14 protein-coding genes and 1 pseudogene are annotated in these 16,719 nt (G+C 59.0%); 14 read left to right on the forward strand and 1 reads right to left on the reverse strand.

The annotated features are described in order from the left end of the window. The first annotated feature begins 151 nt into the window (after positions 1 to 151). Positions 152 to 430 carry an IS200/IS605 family transposase gene (tnpA, locus tag DPQ25_RS12335; protein ID WP_177577069.1) on the forward strand — a complete coding sequence of 93 codons (279 nt, stop codon included), beginning with the start codon at positions 152 to 154 and terminating at the stop codon, positions 428 to 430. A gap of 75 nt (positions 431 to 505) precedes the next feature. Here the strand turns inward: tnpA and DPQ25_RS12340 are convergent, their stop codons facing one another. Beyond that, entirely contained in the window at positions 506 to 1,018 is a 513-nt protein-coding gene (locus DPQ25_RS12340) for a flavin reductase family protein (RefSeq protein ID WP_112333484.1), read from the reverse strand. Between the two features lie 450 nt (positions 1,019 to 1,468). Between DPQ25_RS12340 and DPQ25_RS12345 the strand changes: the two genes are divergently transcribed. The 13 genes and pseudogenes from DPQ25_RS12345 (at position 1,469) to gatB (ending at position 16,718) form a co-directional block, all read left to right on the forward strand. Further along, positions 1,469 to 2,701 (forward strand): argininosuccinate synthase, encoded by a 1,233-nt coding sequence (locus DPQ25_RS12345; protein ID WP_112333485.1) that lies wholly within the window; start codon positions 1,469 to 1,471, stop codon positions 2,699 to 2,701. Between the two features lie 131 nt (positions 2,702 to 2,832). Continuing rightward, positions 2,833 to 4,251: an argininosuccinate lyase gene (gene argH, locus DPQ25_RS12350; protein ID WP_112333486.1), complete on the forward strand. Its 1,419-nt coding sequence runs from the start codon at positions 2,833 to 2,835 to the stop codon at positions 4,249 to 4,251. A 30-nt stretch (positions 4,252 to 4,281) separates the two neighbouring features. Then, positions 4,282 to 5,328, forward strand: coding sequence for an N-acetyl-gamma-glutamyl-phosphate reductase (gene argC / locus DPQ25_RS12355; protein WP_112333487.1), 1,047 nt, complete (start codon positions 4,282 to 4,284; stop codon positions 5,326 to 5,328). A gap of 38 nt (positions 5,329 to 5,366) precedes the next feature. Then, complete coding sequence (locus DPQ25_RS12360; RefSeq protein WP_112333488.1) at positions 5,367 to 6,518, forward strand: MGDG synthase family glycosyltransferase; 1,152 nt, start codon at positions 5,367 to 5,369, stop codon at positions 6,516 to 6,518. Positions 6,519 to 6,536: 18 nt separating this feature from the next. Then, entirely contained in the window at positions 6,537 to 7,751 is a 1,215-nt protein-coding gene (argJ, locus tag DPQ25_RS12365; protein WP_112333489.1) for a bifunctional glutamate N-acetyltransferase/amino-acid acetyltransferase ArgJ, read from the forward strand. 29 nt (positions 7,752 to 7,780) lie between these two features. Next, entirely contained in the window at positions 7,781 to 8,638 is an 858-nt protein-coding gene (argB, locus tag DPQ25_RS12370) for an acetylglutamate kinase (RefSeq protein ID WP_112333535.1), read from the forward strand. Positions 8,639 to 8,674: 36 nt separating this feature from the next. Beyond that, the gene (locus DPQ25_RS12375) at positions 8,675 to 9,850 is read left to right on the forward strand and encodes an aspartate aminotransferase family protein (RefSeq protein WP_112333490.1); all 1,176 of its coding nucleotides are present in this window, start codon (positions 8,675 to 8,677) and stop codon (positions 9,848 to 9,850) included. A gap of 40 nt (positions 9,851 to 9,890) precedes the next feature. Further along, the gene (gene argF / locus DPQ25_RS12380) at positions 9,891 to 10,793 is read left to right on the forward strand and encodes an ornithine carbamoyltransferase (protein WP_112333491.1); all 903 of its coding nucleotides are present in this window, start codon (positions 9,891 to 9,893) and stop codon (positions 10,791 to 10,793) included. A 209-nt stretch (positions 10,794 to 11,002) separates the two neighbouring features. Beyond that, positions 11,003 to 12,289 carry an FAD-dependent oxidoreductase gene (locus DPQ25_RS12385; protein WP_112333492.1) on the forward strand — a complete coding sequence of 429 codons (1,287 nt, stop codon included), beginning with the start codon at positions 11,003 to 11,005 and terminating at the stop codon, positions 12,287 to 12,289. 33 nt (positions 12,290 to 12,322) lie between these two features. Beyond that, positions 12,323 to 13,558 carry a peptidase T gene (gene pepT, locus DPQ25_RS12390; protein WP_112333493.1) on the forward strand — a complete coding sequence of 412 codons (1,236 nt, stop codon included), beginning with the start codon at positions 12,323 to 12,325 and terminating at the stop codon, positions 13,556 to 13,558. Beyond that, positions 13,555 to 13,857, forward strand: coding sequence for an Asp-tRNA(Asn)/Glu-tRNA(Gln) amidotransferase subunit GatC (locus tag DPQ25_RS12395; RefSeq protein ID WP_112333494.1), 303 nt, complete (start codon positions 13,555 to 13,557; stop codon positions 13,855 to 13,857). Before pepT ends, DPQ25_RS12395 begins: the two co-directional genes overlap by 4 nt. After that, positions 13,854 to 15,307, forward strand: a pseudogene (gatA, locus tag DPQ25_RS12400) (Asp-tRNA(Asn)/Glu-tRNA(Gln) amidotransferase subunit GatA). Before DPQ25_RS12395 ends, gatA begins: the two are co-directional and overlap by 4 nt. Beyond that, complete coding sequence (gene gatB / locus DPQ25_RS12405) at positions 15,297 to 16,718, forward strand: Asp-tRNA(Asn)/Glu-tRNA(Gln) amidotransferase subunit GatB (RefSeq protein ID WP_112333495.1); 1,422 nt, start codon at positions 15,297 to 15,299, stop codon at positions 16,716 to 16,718. Before gatA ends, gatB begins: the two are co-directional and overlap by 11 nt. Position 16,719: the final 1 nt, after the last annotated feature.

Raw genomic sequence — 16,719 nt, forward strand, 5'->3', positions numbered from 1 at the left:
TATGCTCGTTCCGATTTTTTTCTTGTTGCCCTTAGGCTTAAGAACCCCCCTGGTTCTACCAGGGGTAAATAAAAAAAGCCTTGGTAAATAAAACCTCCATGCTACAATCGAGATGGTTGGCAACCGCATCACGAAAGAGCAAGGAGGTTTTATGCAAGTGAAAAATGAGGTAAAGCATACAGCACACTCCAGTTATCGGTGCGAATACCAGATGGTATTCGCACCGAAGTATCGCCGGAAAGTAATCTACAAGGCAGTGCGCAGGGACATCATTGAAACCATCAAAAAGCTATGCAAGGAGATGAAAGTAGAGATTATCGAGGGCGAGGCATGCCCGGATCAGATTCATCTTCTAGTGAGTATTCCACCGTACATGAGTATCTCCCATTTTATAGGACGTCATACCAAACCGGAAGAAACCATCCGTTGATTTCGTGCAAGCAAAAACAACCATCTGTTGAGAATAAGGTCAACCTCTGGTTGTTTTGCTTCAAACTATTGAGTTTTAGGCGTTTTTGCCGAGCACCTTCACGATTTCGCCGATATAAGCGGTGTGCAGGTCGTTGCCCGGATAATTTTGCTTCAGCAGCGCGGGATCCGCGAAGCTTTCGGCGGCCATGTCCTGATGGTACAGCTTTTTGCAGAGGAGGACGAGCTCTGCCTCCTCGTAATAGGGAATACCGTCGCAGAAGGCGGTGGTCAGCTGGCAGGCCTTGGCCTTGTCGCCATCCCGCCCGCTGTGGCTGCCGCAGTAATTGAGCGCGGCGCGGTGGCTTTCATCAAAAAAGCAAAGGGAATAGCCAGCCTCCCGGTCGAGAAATTCCTTTGTATAGCGCTGGGGGCGAATGAAGATAAAGGAAACGGGTTTGTTCCAGATAAAGCCCACGCCGCCCCAGCTGGCGGTCATGGTGTTGCTTTTCTCCTCACTGCCGGCGGTGACGAGCATCCACTGCTTACTGATTTTTGTGAAGGGGTTGAAGGAGAGCTCCTTCCAGTCCATTTCATGAAAGCTTGCCATATTGCAGGACCTCCTTGTTTTCGTTTATTCAGGGGCTTTCGGTTTGTACCGTGCTGAATTTCAGCTGCTTCTGCGGGAAAGTAAGCGCTGCTTTGGGTTGCCAAAAGCACAGGGAGAAGGGCCTCCCTGTTTATTGATATGTGCCGGGCCTCAGGTTTACGCCGGGGCCCGGTATTTTAATTTACCGGCCCGGCGGCCTACAGTGCCATTATAGCATAACCGGCCCCGGATTTACCAGCCTTAATTCACCGTTCAGGCGGAAAAAGCCCGCAAAGTGCACAAGCAGCGCTGCTGGACAGGTGAAAATTTATGCGGAACAAATAATCGTGAATAAATATTCATCTAATACTTGATTTTTTGCATAATCGGTGTATAATAAAACACAACGACGGTTAATCATTATAGGCCCTCATCTCATGATAAGGCCGGAAAGATAAGGGGTTTAAACATATGGAGCAGAAGATTAAAAAGGTAGTGCTGGCGTATTCCGGGGGTCTCGATACCTCCATCATTATTCCGTGGCTGAAGGAAAACTATGACAACTGCGAGGTTATTGCCGTGGCGGCGGATGTCGGGCAAGGCTCCGAGCTGTCGGGGCTGGAGGAAAAGGCGAAAAAGACCGGCGCCTCCAAGCTGTATATCGCGGACCTCAAAAAGTCCTTTGTAGAGGATTACATCTGGCCGACGCTGCAGGCCGGCGCCGTCTATGAGAACAAATACCTGCTGGGCACCAGCTTTGCCCGCCCGCTGATCGGCAAGCGCCTGGTGGAAATCGCTAAGGCGGAGGGTGCGGACGCCATCTGTCACGGCTGCACCGGCAAGGGCAACGACCAGGTTCGCTTTGAACTGGCGATTAAGGCCTTTGCACCGGATATGAAGATCATCGCCCCTTGGCGTGTTTGGGATATTAAATCCCGCGACGAGGAGATCGATTATGCCGAGGCGCACAATATTCCCCTGAAAATTACCCGTGAGACGAATTACTCCAAGGATAAGAACCTGTGGCACCTCTCCCACGAGGGCATGGACCTGGAGGACCCCGCCAATGAGCCGCAGTATAATAAGGAGGGCTTTCTGGAGCTGGGCGTTTCCCCGGAGCAGGCGCCCGACGAGCCGGCCTATGTGACCATTCATTTTGAGAAGGGCATTCCGGTGGCGCTGGATGGGCAAAAGCTGTGCGGCGTCGACATGGTGGCAAAGCTCAATGAAATCGGCGGCGCAAACGGCATCGGCATTGCCGACATCGTCGAGAACCGGCTGGTGGGCATGAAGTCCCGCGGCGTTTACGAGACGCCCGGCGGCGCTATCCTCTACCATGCGCACAACAAGCTGGAGGAGATTTGCCTGGATAAATCCACCTACCACTATAAGCAGCAGGTTGCCATTAAATTTGCCGAGCTGGTCTACGACGGCCTGTGGTTCACCCCGCTGCGCGAGGCGCTGACCGCCTTTGTCGATTCTACCCAGCAAACGGTAACGGGCGATGTTAAGCTTAAGCTCTATAAGGGCAACATCATCGACGCGGGCGTCACTTCGCCGTATTCGCTGTATGACGAGGATATCGCAACCTTTAGCGAGGATGAAGTATACAACCAGGCTGATTCGGCCGGATTTATCAACCTCTTCGGCCTGCCCGTCAAGGTTCAGGCCATGAAGAAGCAAAAATGGGCTGAAAAGGAATAATAAAAGCCGGGGTTCAAGCAATTGAACCCCGATTTGTATTTGACGGCGCGCGCCGGCGCTTGCATTGGCTCCGGGCAGCAGGGGAAAAGGCCCGCTTCGTGCGGGGAAAATCATCATTAGGAGAGAGTAGCATGAAGCTTTGGGCAGGACGTTTTCAAAAGGAAACCGACCAGAAGACAAATGATTTTAACAGTTCAATTTCTTTCGACAGCCGGATGGCCAGGGAGGATATAGAGGGCAGCATTGCGCATGCGGCGATGCTCGGCGCCTGCGGGGTGATTGACAAGGACGAGGCCGGTAAAATCTGCATTGGCCTGGAACAGATTCTGCGGGACCTGGAGTCCGGCGCTCTGCAGATCGATCCCTCCGCCGAGGATATCCACACCTTTATCGAGGGGGAGCTGACCCAGCGGCTGGGCGACGCGGGCAAGCGCCTGCATACGGCCCGCAGCCGCAACGACCAGGTGGCGCTGGATGTCCGCCTTTATCTGCGAAAGCAATGCGACGCGCTGAGCGGCCAGCTGCGTGACCTGACGCAGGTTCTGTGTAAAAAGGCCGCCGGATATGCCGAAGCCGTCATGCCGGGCTACACCCATCTGCAGCGGGCTCAGCCCATCACCTTTGGCCACCACCTGATGGCCTATGCGGAGATGTTCCTGCGCGATCTGGACCGCTTGAGGGACGCCCGGAAAAGGATGAATTTCTGCCCCCTGGGCAGCGGCGCGCTGGCGGGAACGACCTATCCGCTGGACCGCGGCATGACGGCCTCGCTGCTGGGGTTTGACGGCCCCACGCACAACAGCCTGGACGGCGTTTCGGACCGGGACTTCTGCATGGAGCTGGCTGCTGCGGTTGCTATTACCATGGTCCACCTTTCGCGCTTTTCAGAAGAAATCATCCTCTGGTGTTCCTGGGAGTTTAAGTTTATTGAGCTGGACGATGCCTTTTCCACGGGCTCCAGCATTATGCCCCAGAAGAAGAACCCGGATATCGCGGAGCTGGTCCGCGGTAAGGCAGGGCGCGTAATTGGCGGCCTGACGGCGCTGCTGACGATGATGAAGGGGCTGCCGCTGGCGTACAACAAGGATATGCAGGAGGATAAGGAGGCCGTCTTCGATGCGGTGGATACCCTGTCCATGTGCCTGACAGCCTTTGTCCCGATGGTGGAAACCATGAAGGTGCTGCCCGAAAATATGCGCCGGGCGGCGGCCCGCGGCTTTATCAACGCCACAGACTGCGCCGACTATCTGGTGGGCAAGGGGCTGCCCTTCCGGGACGCCTACAAGGTGACGGGCTCCCTGGTGGCGTACTGTATTGAGCATGGCCGCACACTGGAGGATTTGCCGCTGGAAACCTACCAGGCGTTTCACCCGCTGTTTGGCGAGGATGTCTACGAGGCCATTTCCTTGGAACGCTGCGTAAATGGGCGTAAGGTATTGGGCGGCCCCGCGCCCGAAAATGTCCGCGCCGAGTCCGAGCGTGTGCTGGCCCTGCTGAGCGCCTGCGAGGAACAGCCGGAAGCCGTACCCGGCGGGGAGCTGTGGCTTTAAGCGATTTTGTAAGGAAAGGGATTTTTAAGCATGGAGAATAAAAAGATCAAGGCCGGCGTAGTGGGGGCGACCGGGTATGCAGGCGCAGAGCTCTGCCGTATTTTATGCGGGCATCCGGGCGCGGAGCTGACGGCTATTAGCTCGGTCAGCTTTGAGGGGCAGAAGCTGTCGGACGTTTACCCGGCTTATTTTAAGATGTGCGATCTGGTCTGCGAGACGCAGGAGGCGGTCGTGGAGCGCTGTGATGTGATCTTTGCGGCATTGCCGCACGGGCTCTCGCAGGAGCTCGCCGCACAGTGCCAGACGGCGGGCAAGGCGTTTATTGACCTGGGCGCGGATTTCCGCCTGGAGGATGAGGATGTTTACCGGGAGTGGTATGCCGGGGAATTCCTGGATAAGGGCCTGCATCAAAAGGCAGTTTACGGCCTGCCGGAATTTTTCCGGGAGCAGATCCGCGGAAAGCGGCTGATTGCCAACCCGGGCTGCTACACCACGGCGGTACCGCTGGCTTTGGCGCCCGCGCTGGAGGCCGGGCTGGCGGATACGCAGGGCATTGTGGCCGACTGCAAGTCCGGTGTGACCGGCGCGGGCCGCAAAACGACGCAGAACACCCATTACCCCGAGCTGAACGAGGGCTTTACCGCCTATAAGGTGGCGGCGCACCGGCATACGCCGGAGATGGAGCAGACGCTGAGCAGGCTTTCAGGTACGGATATCCGCCTTACGTTTGTGCCGCATTTACTGCCGGTCAACCGCGGCATTCTGGCTACCTGCTATGCCCGGCTGAAGCCGGGCGCTACCCTCGCACAGCTGCGGGAGGCCTACCGCTCGCGCTACGACGGCGAATTTTTTGTCCGGCTGCTGCCGGAGGGGCGGGTGGCGGATATCCGCAATGTGCGCTACTCCAATTTCTGCGACCTCTCCCTGCACGTAGATGAACGTACGGGGACGCTGGTGGCGGTTTCGGCGATTGACAACATGGTCAAGGGCGCTGCCGGGCAGGCGGTCCAAAACATGAACCTGGCCTTCGGCCTGGACGAAGCAGCCGGACTCAAGCTTTTTCCGCCGGCGTTTTAAGCAGGAATTGCCCCGGGGGTATTTGGAGGAAAAATAAATTGAAGGTATTGATTTTTTACGCAATGGCGGGCGGCGGGCATAAAATGGCGGCGCAGGCGCTGGCGGACGCGCTTGCGGCGCAGGGGGATGAGGTTTGCCTGGACGACTCGATGAAGCGCGCCGGCCGTTTTGTGAACTGGTTTTGCTGCGATGTCTACAAGTGGCTGGCAAAGCATTGGCCCTGGGCCTTTGGCTTCGCCTACCGCTGCTCGGATAAAAAAACCGGGTTTGGGCGCTTTGTGCCGTGGGTGACGGCTAAGCTGAGTAAACGGCTGCTGCCGCTGCTGGAGGAATTTAAGCCGGATGTGGTCGTTTCTACGTTCCATTTTGCGGCGCAGATGATCTCCGCGCTGCGGGAGCAGGGCCGGACGGATGTGCCGCTGGTGTGTATGCTGACGGATTATGCGCCCTGTATGCCCTGGATTTGTAAAAACCTGGATGCCTACATCACTGCGGCGGAGGATATGCTTCCGCAGATGACGGAGCGCGGCGCCGCGGCCGAACAGGTTTATCCGTTTGGAATCCCGGTGCGCGCCGCCTTTTTACAGAAGGAAGAGAAAAAAGCGGCGCGGCGGCAGCTGGGGCTGTCGGAGAACCTGCCGGTGGTTTTAATAATGGCGGGGAGCTTTGGGGTCAAAAAAAGCCTGGGGCTCTATGAGCACCTGGCGGCGGCAGAGCTGCCGGTACAGTTCGTGGTCATCACCGGTAATAACGAAGCGCTTCGGCAGGGCTTTACCGAAGCGGCGGCCCGCTATCCGAATGTGCGTACGCGGGTGGAGGGCTTCCGCGCCGACGTTCAGCATTTTATGTTCGCGGCGGATCTACTGGTGACAAAGCCCGGGGGGCTGACGGTTTCAGAGGCGCTTGCCTGCGGCCTGCCCCTGGCGGTGTTCGACGCGATTCCCGGGCAGGAGGAGGAAAACGCCTTCTTCCTGGAAAAGCGGGGCATGGCGATCCGGCTGGAGGCAGGGCGATGCGGCGAACAGATCCGTGCGCTGCTACAGGAATCGGGGCGGCTGGAAGAGATGCGGGCGGCGTGCAGGGCCTTTGACAAATCCGATGCCGTCCCCAGAACCCGCGCGCTGCTGGAAAAGCTGGCGGGCGGACGGAAAGAGCCAAAAAAGAACCCGGATGGTTTCAACAAGGAATAATACATAGAGGTGGATATCATGAAATTTATTGACGGCGGTGTTACGGCGGCAGAGGGGTTTATTGCAGGCGGAATGTATTGCGGCATCCGGCATAACCGCTCTAAGCCGGATTTGGCGATGATTTATTCTCAGGTTCCGTGCGCGGCGGCGGCGGTGTATACGAGCAACCTGGTCAAGGGCGCGCCGATTCAGGTAACGAAGCGGAACTTGAAAAACGGCAGGGCTCAGGCGGTCATTTGCAACTCCGGCAACGCCAACACCTGTAACTTCGACGGGGAGGAAAAGGCCTGGCGCATGTGTGAAATTGCCGGAAAGGCCCTGAACATCCCCGCGGAGGACGTGGTTGTCGCGTCTACGGGCGTCATCGGCCAGGTGCTGCCCATTGAGCCGGTTGAGCAGGCGGCGCCTCAGCTGGCGGCTTCCCTCAGCAGGGAGGGTTCCGCAGCAGCGGCCCGGGCGATTATGACCACCGACACCGTGGAAAAGGAGGTTGCCGTTGAGCTGGAGCTGGGCGGCAAAACCGTGCGGCTGGGCGGCATTGCCAAGGGCTCCGGGATGATCCACCCCAACATGGGCACCATGCTCTGCTTCCTGACCACCGACGCGGCGGTCGCCGGGCCGGCGCTGGACCAGGCCATTCGTCTGGCGGTGCGCGATACCTTCAATATGGTGAGCATCGACGGCGATACCTCCACCAACGACACCCTGGCCATTTTGGCCAACGGCATGGCCGGGAATGAACTGCTGACGGAGAGCTCGGCGGATTACCCCGCTTTCTGTGAGGCGCTTAAGGGCCTTTGCGCCCGCCTGGCGCGCATGCTGGCCAAGGACGGCGAGGGTGCTACCAAATTATTGGTCGGAAAGGTGACGGGCGCGGAGACGGACGAAATTGCCCGCACGGTCGCAAAGAGCGTGATTTGCTCCAGCCTGGTCAAGGCGGCAATGTTCGGCGCGGATGCCAACTGGGGCCGCGTGCTGTGCGCCATCGGCTATGCCGGCGTCGAGGTGGACGTCAACCGGGTGGATGTGTCCTTTACCTCCCGGGCGGGGACCATCCCGGTCTGCCGCGGCGGCGCTGGGATTGCATTCAGCGAGGACGAGGCGAAGAGGATTCTTACGGAGGATGAAGTCGACATCAATGTGGAACTTCATGCGGGCAGCGGCAGTGCCGAGGCCTATGGCTGCGACCTGACCTATGACTATGTAAAAATCAACGGGGACTACCGGACCTGAGCCGGAGAAACGGAGGAGAAGCGATGACCATGAATATTTCCGATGCGGACCGGGCAAAGGTGCTGGTGCAGGCGCTGCCGTATATTCAGAAATATGCGGGCAAGACCGTAGTGGTAAAATACGGCGGAAACGCGATGATCAACGAGGGTCTCAAGGATGCGGTGATGAGCGACATCGTGCTGATGCAGCTCGTTGGCATCAATGTGGTGCTGGTGCATGGCGGCGGGCCGGAAATTAGCTCCATGCTGAAAAAAATCGGCAAGGAGAGCCGCTTTGTCAACGGTATGCGCTATACGGACAGCGAAACCATGGATATTGTACAGATGGTGCTGGCAGGTAAGGTCAACAAAGACCTGGTTCAGCTGCTGGAGCAGCATAGCGGGCGCGCCGTCGGCCTGTGCGGCCTGGACGGAAAGATGATCCTGGCGGAAAAAATGGCCTCCGCGGAGGATTTGGGCTATGTGGGCGAGATCACTGAGGTAAATACCCAGATCATTAAGGACGCGACGGACCGGGGCTATATCCCCATCGTGGCAACCGTAGGCGGCAGCCGCAGCGGGGAGATCTACAACATCAATGCAGATATTGCCGCCGCCCGTATTGCGGCGGAGCTCGGCGCGCTGAAGCTGATCCTGATGACGGATATCCGCGGCCTGCTCCGCAATAAGGAGGATGAAAACACGCTGATCCCGGTTGTCAATGTAAGCGAGGTACCCAAGCTTCGCCATGAAGGGATCATCTCCGGCGGAATGATTCCTAAAATCGACTGCTGCGTCGAGGCCGTCCGCCGCGGCGTGGGCCGGGCCCATATTATCGACGGGCGCATACCGCACTCAATTTTAATTGAGCTGTTCAGCGATGAGGGCATCGGCACCATGCTGTATTGACCACGCCGGATGCTTATATGAAAGGGGCATGTCTTGATGACGTTTGAAGAAGTAAAAGAACAGGACAACACCTATTTTATGCCCACTTACGGGCGTTTTTCCGCCGCGCTTGACCGCGGTAAAAACGCTACCGCCTGGGATGTGGAGGGCAAGGAATATATTGATTTTACCAGCGGCATCGGGGTGAACGCCCTCGGCTGGGGCGATGAACAATGGGCGGCGGCGGTTGCCGCCCAGGCCGGCCGCATGCAGCACATGTCCAACCTGTATTACAGCCCGGTGTCCGCTGCGCTGGCAGAAAAATTGTGTAAGGCTGCCGGTTATGCCAGGGTGTTTCTCGGCAACTCGGGCGCGGAGGCCAACGAGTGCGCCATCAAGCTGGCCCGGAAGTACGGAACGGAAACACACGGCGAGGGCCACGATGAAATTGTGACTTTGGTCAATTCTTTCCACGGCCGTACGGTGACAACGCTGGCGGCTACGGGTCAGGATGGCTTTCACCAGTATTTTATGCCCTTCACAGAGGGCTTCGTCTATGCGGAGCCGGCGCTGGAGAGCGTAAAAGCGGCTGTCGGGCCCAATACCTGTGCGGTCATGGTGGAGTTCGTCCAGGGCGAGGGCGGCGTGCTGCCGCTGGATCCCGGTTTTGTGCAGGCGCTGGCCGCCTTCTGCGCGGAGCGGGATATCCTGCTGATTGCGGACGAGGTACAGACGGGGGTCGGCCGCACCGGAACCCTGTATTGCTGCGAGCAGTACGGGGTAAAGCCCGACGTGCTCACCAGCGCAAAGGGCCTGGGCGGCGGCTTGCCGGTTGGCGCGTGCCTTTGCACCGAGCGGCTGGGGGCCGTCCTTTCCAAGGGCATGCACGGCTCCACCTTCGGCGCGAACCCGGTTGTGTGCGCCGGCGCGCTGCAGGTGCTTGAACGCGTGGCGCAGCCGGGTTTTCTGAAAACGGTGCGGGAAAAAGGCGCCTATTTGCGCAGCGGCCTGGAAAAGCTGCCCGAAATCGGCGAGGTGCGCGGCATGGGCCTTATGCTCGGCGCGGTGTTGAAAAAGGGCGCGGCCGCAGAGGCCGCCGCGGCCTGTGTGGAAAAGGGCCTGCTGGTGCTGACGGCTAAAACGCTGCTGCGCTTCCTGCCGCCGCTGACCATTACCTATGAAGAGCTGGACAAGGGGCTTGCTATTTTAGCGGAGGTCCTGAAGAATTTGTGATTTTTCTCCCGTGGGAGATTTTGATAAGGAGAGCATGCAGATGAAACATTTATTAAAAATGCTGGATCTGACCGGCGAGGACATCAATGAGATTTTGAATTTGGCAGACCAGCTCAAGTATGAGCAAAAGCATAACATTGAACATCGCCGCCTGGCGGGCAAAACCCTCGGCATGATTTTTGAAAAGGCCTCCACCCGCACCCGTGTTTCCTTTGAGGTCGGTATGTATCAGCTCGGCGGCATGCCGATTTTCCTCTCGGCCAACGACCTGCAAATTGGCCGCGGCGAGCCGGTGCAGGACACGGCGCGCGTTCTTTCCCGCTACCTCGACGGCATCATGATCCGTACCTATAAGCAGAGCGAGGTGGATGCCCTGGCACAAAACGGCACGATTCCGATTATCAACGGCTTGACGGATTTCGCCCACCCCTGCCAGATCCTGGCGGATTTGATGACCATCCGTGAGTATAAGGGCAGCCTGGACGGCCTGAAGATGTGCTTTATCGGCGACGGTAACAATATGATGAACTCGCTCATTGTCGGCTGCCTGAAGATGAAGATGGAGGTTGCGGTGGCCTGCCCGGCAGATTACCGCCCCGCGGCTGAGGTACTCGATTTTGCCGTACAGCATCCGGCCTTCAGCATGACGGCTGACCCGGTTGAAGCCGCCAAGGGCGCAGATGTCGTCATTACCGATGTGTGGGCCTCCATGGGCCAGGAGGAGGAGGCCGTCAAGCGCCGCAAGGCCTTTGAGGGATACCAGATCAACGACACCGTCATGGCGGCCGCCAAGCCGGACGCGATGGTCCTCCATTGTTTGCCCGCACACCGCGAGGAGGAAATCACCACCGCCGTGTTTGAAAAGCATGCCAAGGAAATTTTTGACGAGGCCGAAAACCGCCTGCATGCACAGAAAGCAGTATTGGTCAAGCTGCTTGGCTGATGAAGCCGTTTTCATAGAATGACTGAAAAGCCCGCTGGAAACAGCGGGCTTTTCTTGCGTGAATCCCTTGTCAATAGAACATAAATCCTCTATACTGAATACATACCGGAGAAGAAACAGGGCTTATATTCATAAGAAGAGCGCTTTAGGGGCGGGGCCTCTTTGCCTGTAAGCGGATGAAGCGCATGAGTTAATAGGGGTGAAAGCATATGAAGATTTTAGAGGGGAAATCCTATGATGTGCTGGTATGCGGCGCGGGCTGTGCGGGTTTCTGTGCCGCGGTACAGGCGGCGCGTGCCGGAATGAGAACGGCCCTGGTGGAGAAATATGGGATGCCGGGCGGCATTATGACGGTGCTGGGCAACCAGGATGTGGCCCAGTTCAATGCACATGGCAAGATGGTGATTGAAGGGATTGGCTGGGCGTTTTTGAAGGAATTGGAAGCGCAGGGCTATGCTGAGATTCCCGACATGAGCGTGAAGGGCCTTCCGCACCCGCTCTATGGCGTACGTGTCAATATTGTGGCGGCTGCCAAGCTGATGGACGATTATTTCCAGCGCGAGGGAATCGACCTGTATTACAACCAGCCGGTGGTCTCCGTAGAAGTAGAGGAGGAAACGGACGGCGCCCGGATTACAGGGGTTTTGATAGCCTCCAAGCAGGGAATCCGGCGCTTGAAGGGAACCGTGGCGGTCGATTGTACGGGCGACGGTGATGTCTGCGCCTGGGCCGGTGCGCCGTATGAGTGCGGCGGGGAAAGCGAGACCGACCTGCAGCCGGGCACCCTGCGCTATTATTTGGACGGCAGCCCTTCGCAGGAGGGGCTTGCGGCCCTCTCTGCCGGGGTGGAGCGCGCTTTGCAGGAGGGACGGCTGCTGCCGGAGGATTTTGCAGGGCACAGCCTGGGCAATGTTTTGGAGGCCCGCGGCGACAACATTAACCATATTTCTGGTTTTAACGCGGCGGACAGCGATAGTAAGACCGCGGCCGAGATTCGCGGCCGCCAAAGCGTGCTGCGTATGCTGGAGGCCTTCCGGCGTTCCGGCGCAGGCGTGACAATAGCAGGCTGCGCACCGGAGGTAGCGCCGCGCGAGAGCCGCCGTATTCTGTGCGACGGCTATATCACCGGCGAGGATTATGTCTCGGCGCGGCGTTATGCGGATGCCATCTGCTATTCCTTCTATCCCATCGACCTGCACCGCAGTGGGGCCAACGGTATTTACCAGGTTTTTCTGGAAGAGGGCAGGGTGCCTACTATTCCGCTTTCCGCGCTTCAGCCCCGGGGCCTTGTCAACGCTTATGTAGCGGGCCGGTGCGCTTCGGGCGACCGGCTGGCAAATTCAGCCTACCGGGTAAAGGCTTCCTGCATGGCAATGGGACAGGCCGCGGGCGCTGCGGCTGCGGTGGCGGTGCAGGAAAACGGCGGCAGGGCGCGCGGCTGCCGTCTGGAGCATATCAAACAGATTTTGCTGGAAAACGGCGCGATTGTGCCCTGAGACAGCTTGGATCAATAAAAGGAGCGAATGAGAATGAGAGCCTATGAGCGGCTGCTGAAATATGTGGCCTTTGACACAACTTCAGATGAGGATAGCCCCTCCTGCCCCAGCACTCCAAATCAACTGCTGCTGGCGCAGGCATTGGCAGACGAGCTGCGCGGCCTGGGGGTTGCCGATGCCCGTGTGGATGCGTATGGCTATGTGTACGGCAGCCTTCCGGCGACGGCGGCGGACAGCGGTCCGGCGCTGGGCTTTATCGCCCATATGGACACAAGCGCGTCGGCGCCCGGGGCCAATATCCGGGCGCGCATTGCACCGTGCTATGACGGAGGGGAGCTTGTGCTCAACAAAGCATTGAACATTGTGCTCAGTCCGGAACGGTATCCGGTTTTAAAGGACTACATCGGTCAGGATCTGGTTGTTACCGACGGCTCCACCTTGCTTGGGGCCGATGACAAGGCGGGAATAGCGGAGATTATGACGGCGGTTGAGCGCATCCAGCGGGAGGCACTGCCGCATGGCAAGCTCTGCTTTGCCTTTACCCCGGACGAAGAGATCGGCCGCGGCGTGGATCATTTTGACGTGGCGGGCTTCGGCGCTCAGTTCGCCTATACGGCGGACGGCGGACGTCTGGGAGAGATTGAATACGAAAACTTCAACGCCGCCTCCGCAGTGGCGACGATCCGCGGTGTCAGCATCCACCCCGGGGATGCCAAAGGAAAGCTGAAAAATGCGATTTTGATTGCAATGGAGTTCAACGCCATGCTGCCCTGTAATGAAATTCCTGCGGCGACAGAGGGGTATGAGGGCTTTTACCATCTGCGTTGGATTGAGGGCGATGAAGAGAAAACAATCCTGAAGTATATTGTGCGCGACCATGATGAAGGCCGCTTTACAGAGAAAAAGGAGCGGCTGAAAAAGATTGCCGCCTATCTGAACGACCGGTACGGCGCAGGGACCGTAGAGCTAGAGCTCACCGATTCCTACTATAACATGAAGAGCAAGGTGGAGCCCTATCCGTTTCTGATTGAAAACGCAAGAAAAGCGCTGGAGGCTGAGGGTGTGGCGCCCGCGGTCGTGCCCATTCGCGGGGGAACGGACGGCGCAATGCTCTCATTTATGGGGCTGCCCTGCCCGAACCTCTGCACAGGCGGGCATAACTACCATGGAAGGTTTGAGTTTATCCCTGTGCAGAGCATGGATGTCATGGTGAGCGTGCTGGTACGACTGATGGAGCAGAACAGCAGTGCACGGGATTTCAGCTCATGAGGACGCCAGAAGAAATTTTAAAGCTTGCCAGGCTGGCAAGGCTCTCCGTCTCGTCGGAGGAGCTTCCGCTTGTAGCCAGGGAACTGGAGCTGCTGCTGCGATTTGCAGCGGAACTGCCGGCTGGCCTGCCGGAGATTTCATCAGAAAATCCGATGGAGGCGGCTCAGACGCAGACGGAATGGCGGGAGGATGAACCAGTACAGGGCCTCTCTCAGCAGGAGGCGCTGCAAAACGCATTACACCAGGCGTCGGGGTTCTTTCTGGCATTGGACAGTACGGCGGAAGGAGAGGACCCATGACGATAACGGACTGCTGCCGGGCGCTCGAAAACGGGCGCTGTACCAGCCGGGAATTAACCCGGCAGTTCCTGGCGAGGATTGAAGAGCAAAATCAAACGCTGAACGCCTATGTAACGGTCACAGCGGATCATGCCCTGGAGAAAGCCCGGCAGGTGGATGAAAAACGGGAGCGGGGGGAAGGCCTTTCGGCCCTGGCGGGTATCCCTATGGCGCTTAAGGACAATATCAGCACGCGGGGAATCCGCACCACCTGCTGCTCGCGTATGCTGGAAGATTATTGCCCGGTCTATGATGCGGATGCCTGGTCGGCGCTGGATCAGGCAGATGCCGTTTTGCTGGGAAAGAATAATATGGATGAGTTTGCGATGGGCTCCTCCTGCCGGGACTCCTGCTTCGGCCCAACCCGGCACCCGGACGCTCCGTCTCGGGTGCCGGGCGGGAGCTCGGGCGGGACTGCCGCCGCAGTACGCGCCGGCCTGGCGGTCTATGGCCTGGGGTGGACACGGGCGGCTCTCTTCGCCAGCCGGCGGCCTTTTGCGGGGTGGTGGGCTTTAAGCCGAGCTATGGCACGGTTTCCCGCTACGGCCTGGTTGCCTACGCCTCAAGCTTTGACCAGATTGGGCCGGTTACTGCCTGCGTAGCCGACGCGGCACAGGTGTATGATGTGATAACTCGGTGCCGCTCAGGGGATGCGGCCTGCTCCGGCCCGGTACAGTCCACTGTGCGGACGCTGCGGCGGAGCATCCGAGGGCTGCGGATCGGGGTGGATGAGACGATGCTGCGCTATGCGGATGGATCCGTGATCCGGGCAATAGAGAAGAGCATGCGGGTGCTGCGTGAGGCTGGGGCGGAGCTGGTTCCGGTGTCGCTGCCGGAGCTTTCCGGGTGCCTGCCGGTTTATTACATTCTGGCATGTGCGGAAGCCTCTTCCAACCTGGGGCGCTATGACGGCTTGCGCTATGGCGGAGGCTCCGGAGAGGCTGCAGGCTATGAAGAGGCGGTCTGCCGGACGCGCAGCGAACGCTTCGGGCCCGAGGTGCGGCGCCGGATTCTGCTGGGCACCTATGTGCTGAGTGCGGGGTATGGGAAGGCCTATTACCAGCGGGCACAGCAGCTGCGCAGGCAGTGGTGCGGGTACTTTCAGCAGGTGTTTGAGCAATGCGGAGCGCTGCTGATGCCAGTGACCCCCTCGGTGGCGTTTGCGCAGAGCTGGCGGCCGGTAGACCCCGCCGGGCAATACCGGCAGGATATTTACACGGTTCCGGCGAACATCGCGGGGCTGCCTGCCATTAGCCTGCCCTGCGGGACGGGGGAGGCTGGCCTGCCGGCTGGCATCCAGCTGGTGGCGCCGCGGTTTGCGGATGCCCGGCTGCTGAACGCCGCCTGGTGTTTTGAACGGATAGCCGCTTGCGGTACAAAGGGGGAGGAGGCAGATCCGGGTGGAATATGAATTGATCTGCGGGCTGGAAACGCATGTGGAGCTAGCGACTGCAAGCAAGCTCTTTTGCGGCTGCGCGGCCTCCTTCGGCGGGGAACCCAATACCCGTTGCTGTCCGGTTTGCCTGGGCTTGCCCGGGGCGCTGCCGCGGCTTAACCGCCGGGCGGTCGGCTATGCTGTACGGACCGGGCTGGCGCTGAATGCACGTGTTATGCCGGTTTCGCGCATGGCCCGAAAAAACTATACCTATCCGGATCTTCCCAAGGCCTACCAGATCACGCAATATGCGGAGCCGATCTGCCGGGGAGGAGGCCTGCGCCTTTTCAATGGACGCGTGGTCCCCATTGAACGCATTCAAATAGAAGAGGATGCGGGCAAGCTGATTCGCCGGGATGGAAAGCTGTGGGTTGATTACAACCGTGCCGGTGTTCCGCTGCTGGAAATTGTGAGCCTGCCGGCGATCTACAGCGCGGAGGAAGCACGGGACTATCTGGAGCGAATGCAGCAGCTCGTGCGTGCCATTGGGGTATCCGACGGCAGAATGCAGGAGGGCTCCATCCGCTGCGATGTCAACGTTTCGGTACGCCCTAAGGGCAGCACGGAGCTGGGAGCGCGTACGGAAATTAAAAACATGAACTCACCGGCCTTTATGGTCCGGGCTATTAACTATGAGTACCGGCGGCAGGTGGAGGTGCTGCGGGCTGGGGGCGCGGTTGTACGGGAAACACGCCGCTATGTGGAGCAGAACGGTACAACAGCGCCGATGCGCGGTAAGGAGGCGGCAGATGATTACCGCTTTTTCCCTGAGCCGGATTTGCCTCCCATTTTTGTGACGGCGGAAGAGCTCGAGGCGGCCCGGGCAGCCCTGCCGGAGCTGCCGGACGACCGTTGCCGGCGTTTTGTCACACAGTTTGGCCTGACGGAGGAGGAGGCCGGGCTGTTGGTGCGTTACCGTCGGGTGGCCGATTATTTTGAAGAGGCCGCCGGGGGGCTGAAAAACCCGTCACTGGTGGCGCGGTGGCTTCTCGGCCCGGTGTACAGCCGCATGAGTGGAGATGCAGCGCGGGAGAATTTTGCGCCGGCCGTGTCCGCCGCACAGCTTCATGAGCTTGCCGGGCTGGTGGAGGGAAGAGGCCTGAGCACGCATGTGGCCCGGCAGGCACTTGAAAAAATGCTGGACACAGGCGAGCCCTGCAGGCGCTTTTTGACGGAGCAGGATTTTGCCGGACTGGATTCAGCGGCCCTGCGTGAGATTTGCCGGGTAGTGCTGGCGCGGGACAGCCGGGCGGCAGCCGACTACCGTCAGGGCAAGGAGCGCGCGCTTCAAGCACTGCTGGGCGCGGTTATGCGTGAGACCAGGGGCCGGGCAGAGCCCGCCGCCGCGCGGCAGCAGCTGCTGAGCTTGCTGCGGGAAAACCCCTGAG

Origin of the sequence: Hydrogeniiclostridium mannosilyticum, assembly GCF_003268275.1 — a bacterium.
Taxonomy (GTDB): Bacteria; Bacillota; Clostridia; order Oscillospirales; family Acutalibacteraceae; genus Hydrogeniiclostridium; species Hydrogeniiclostridium mannosilyticum.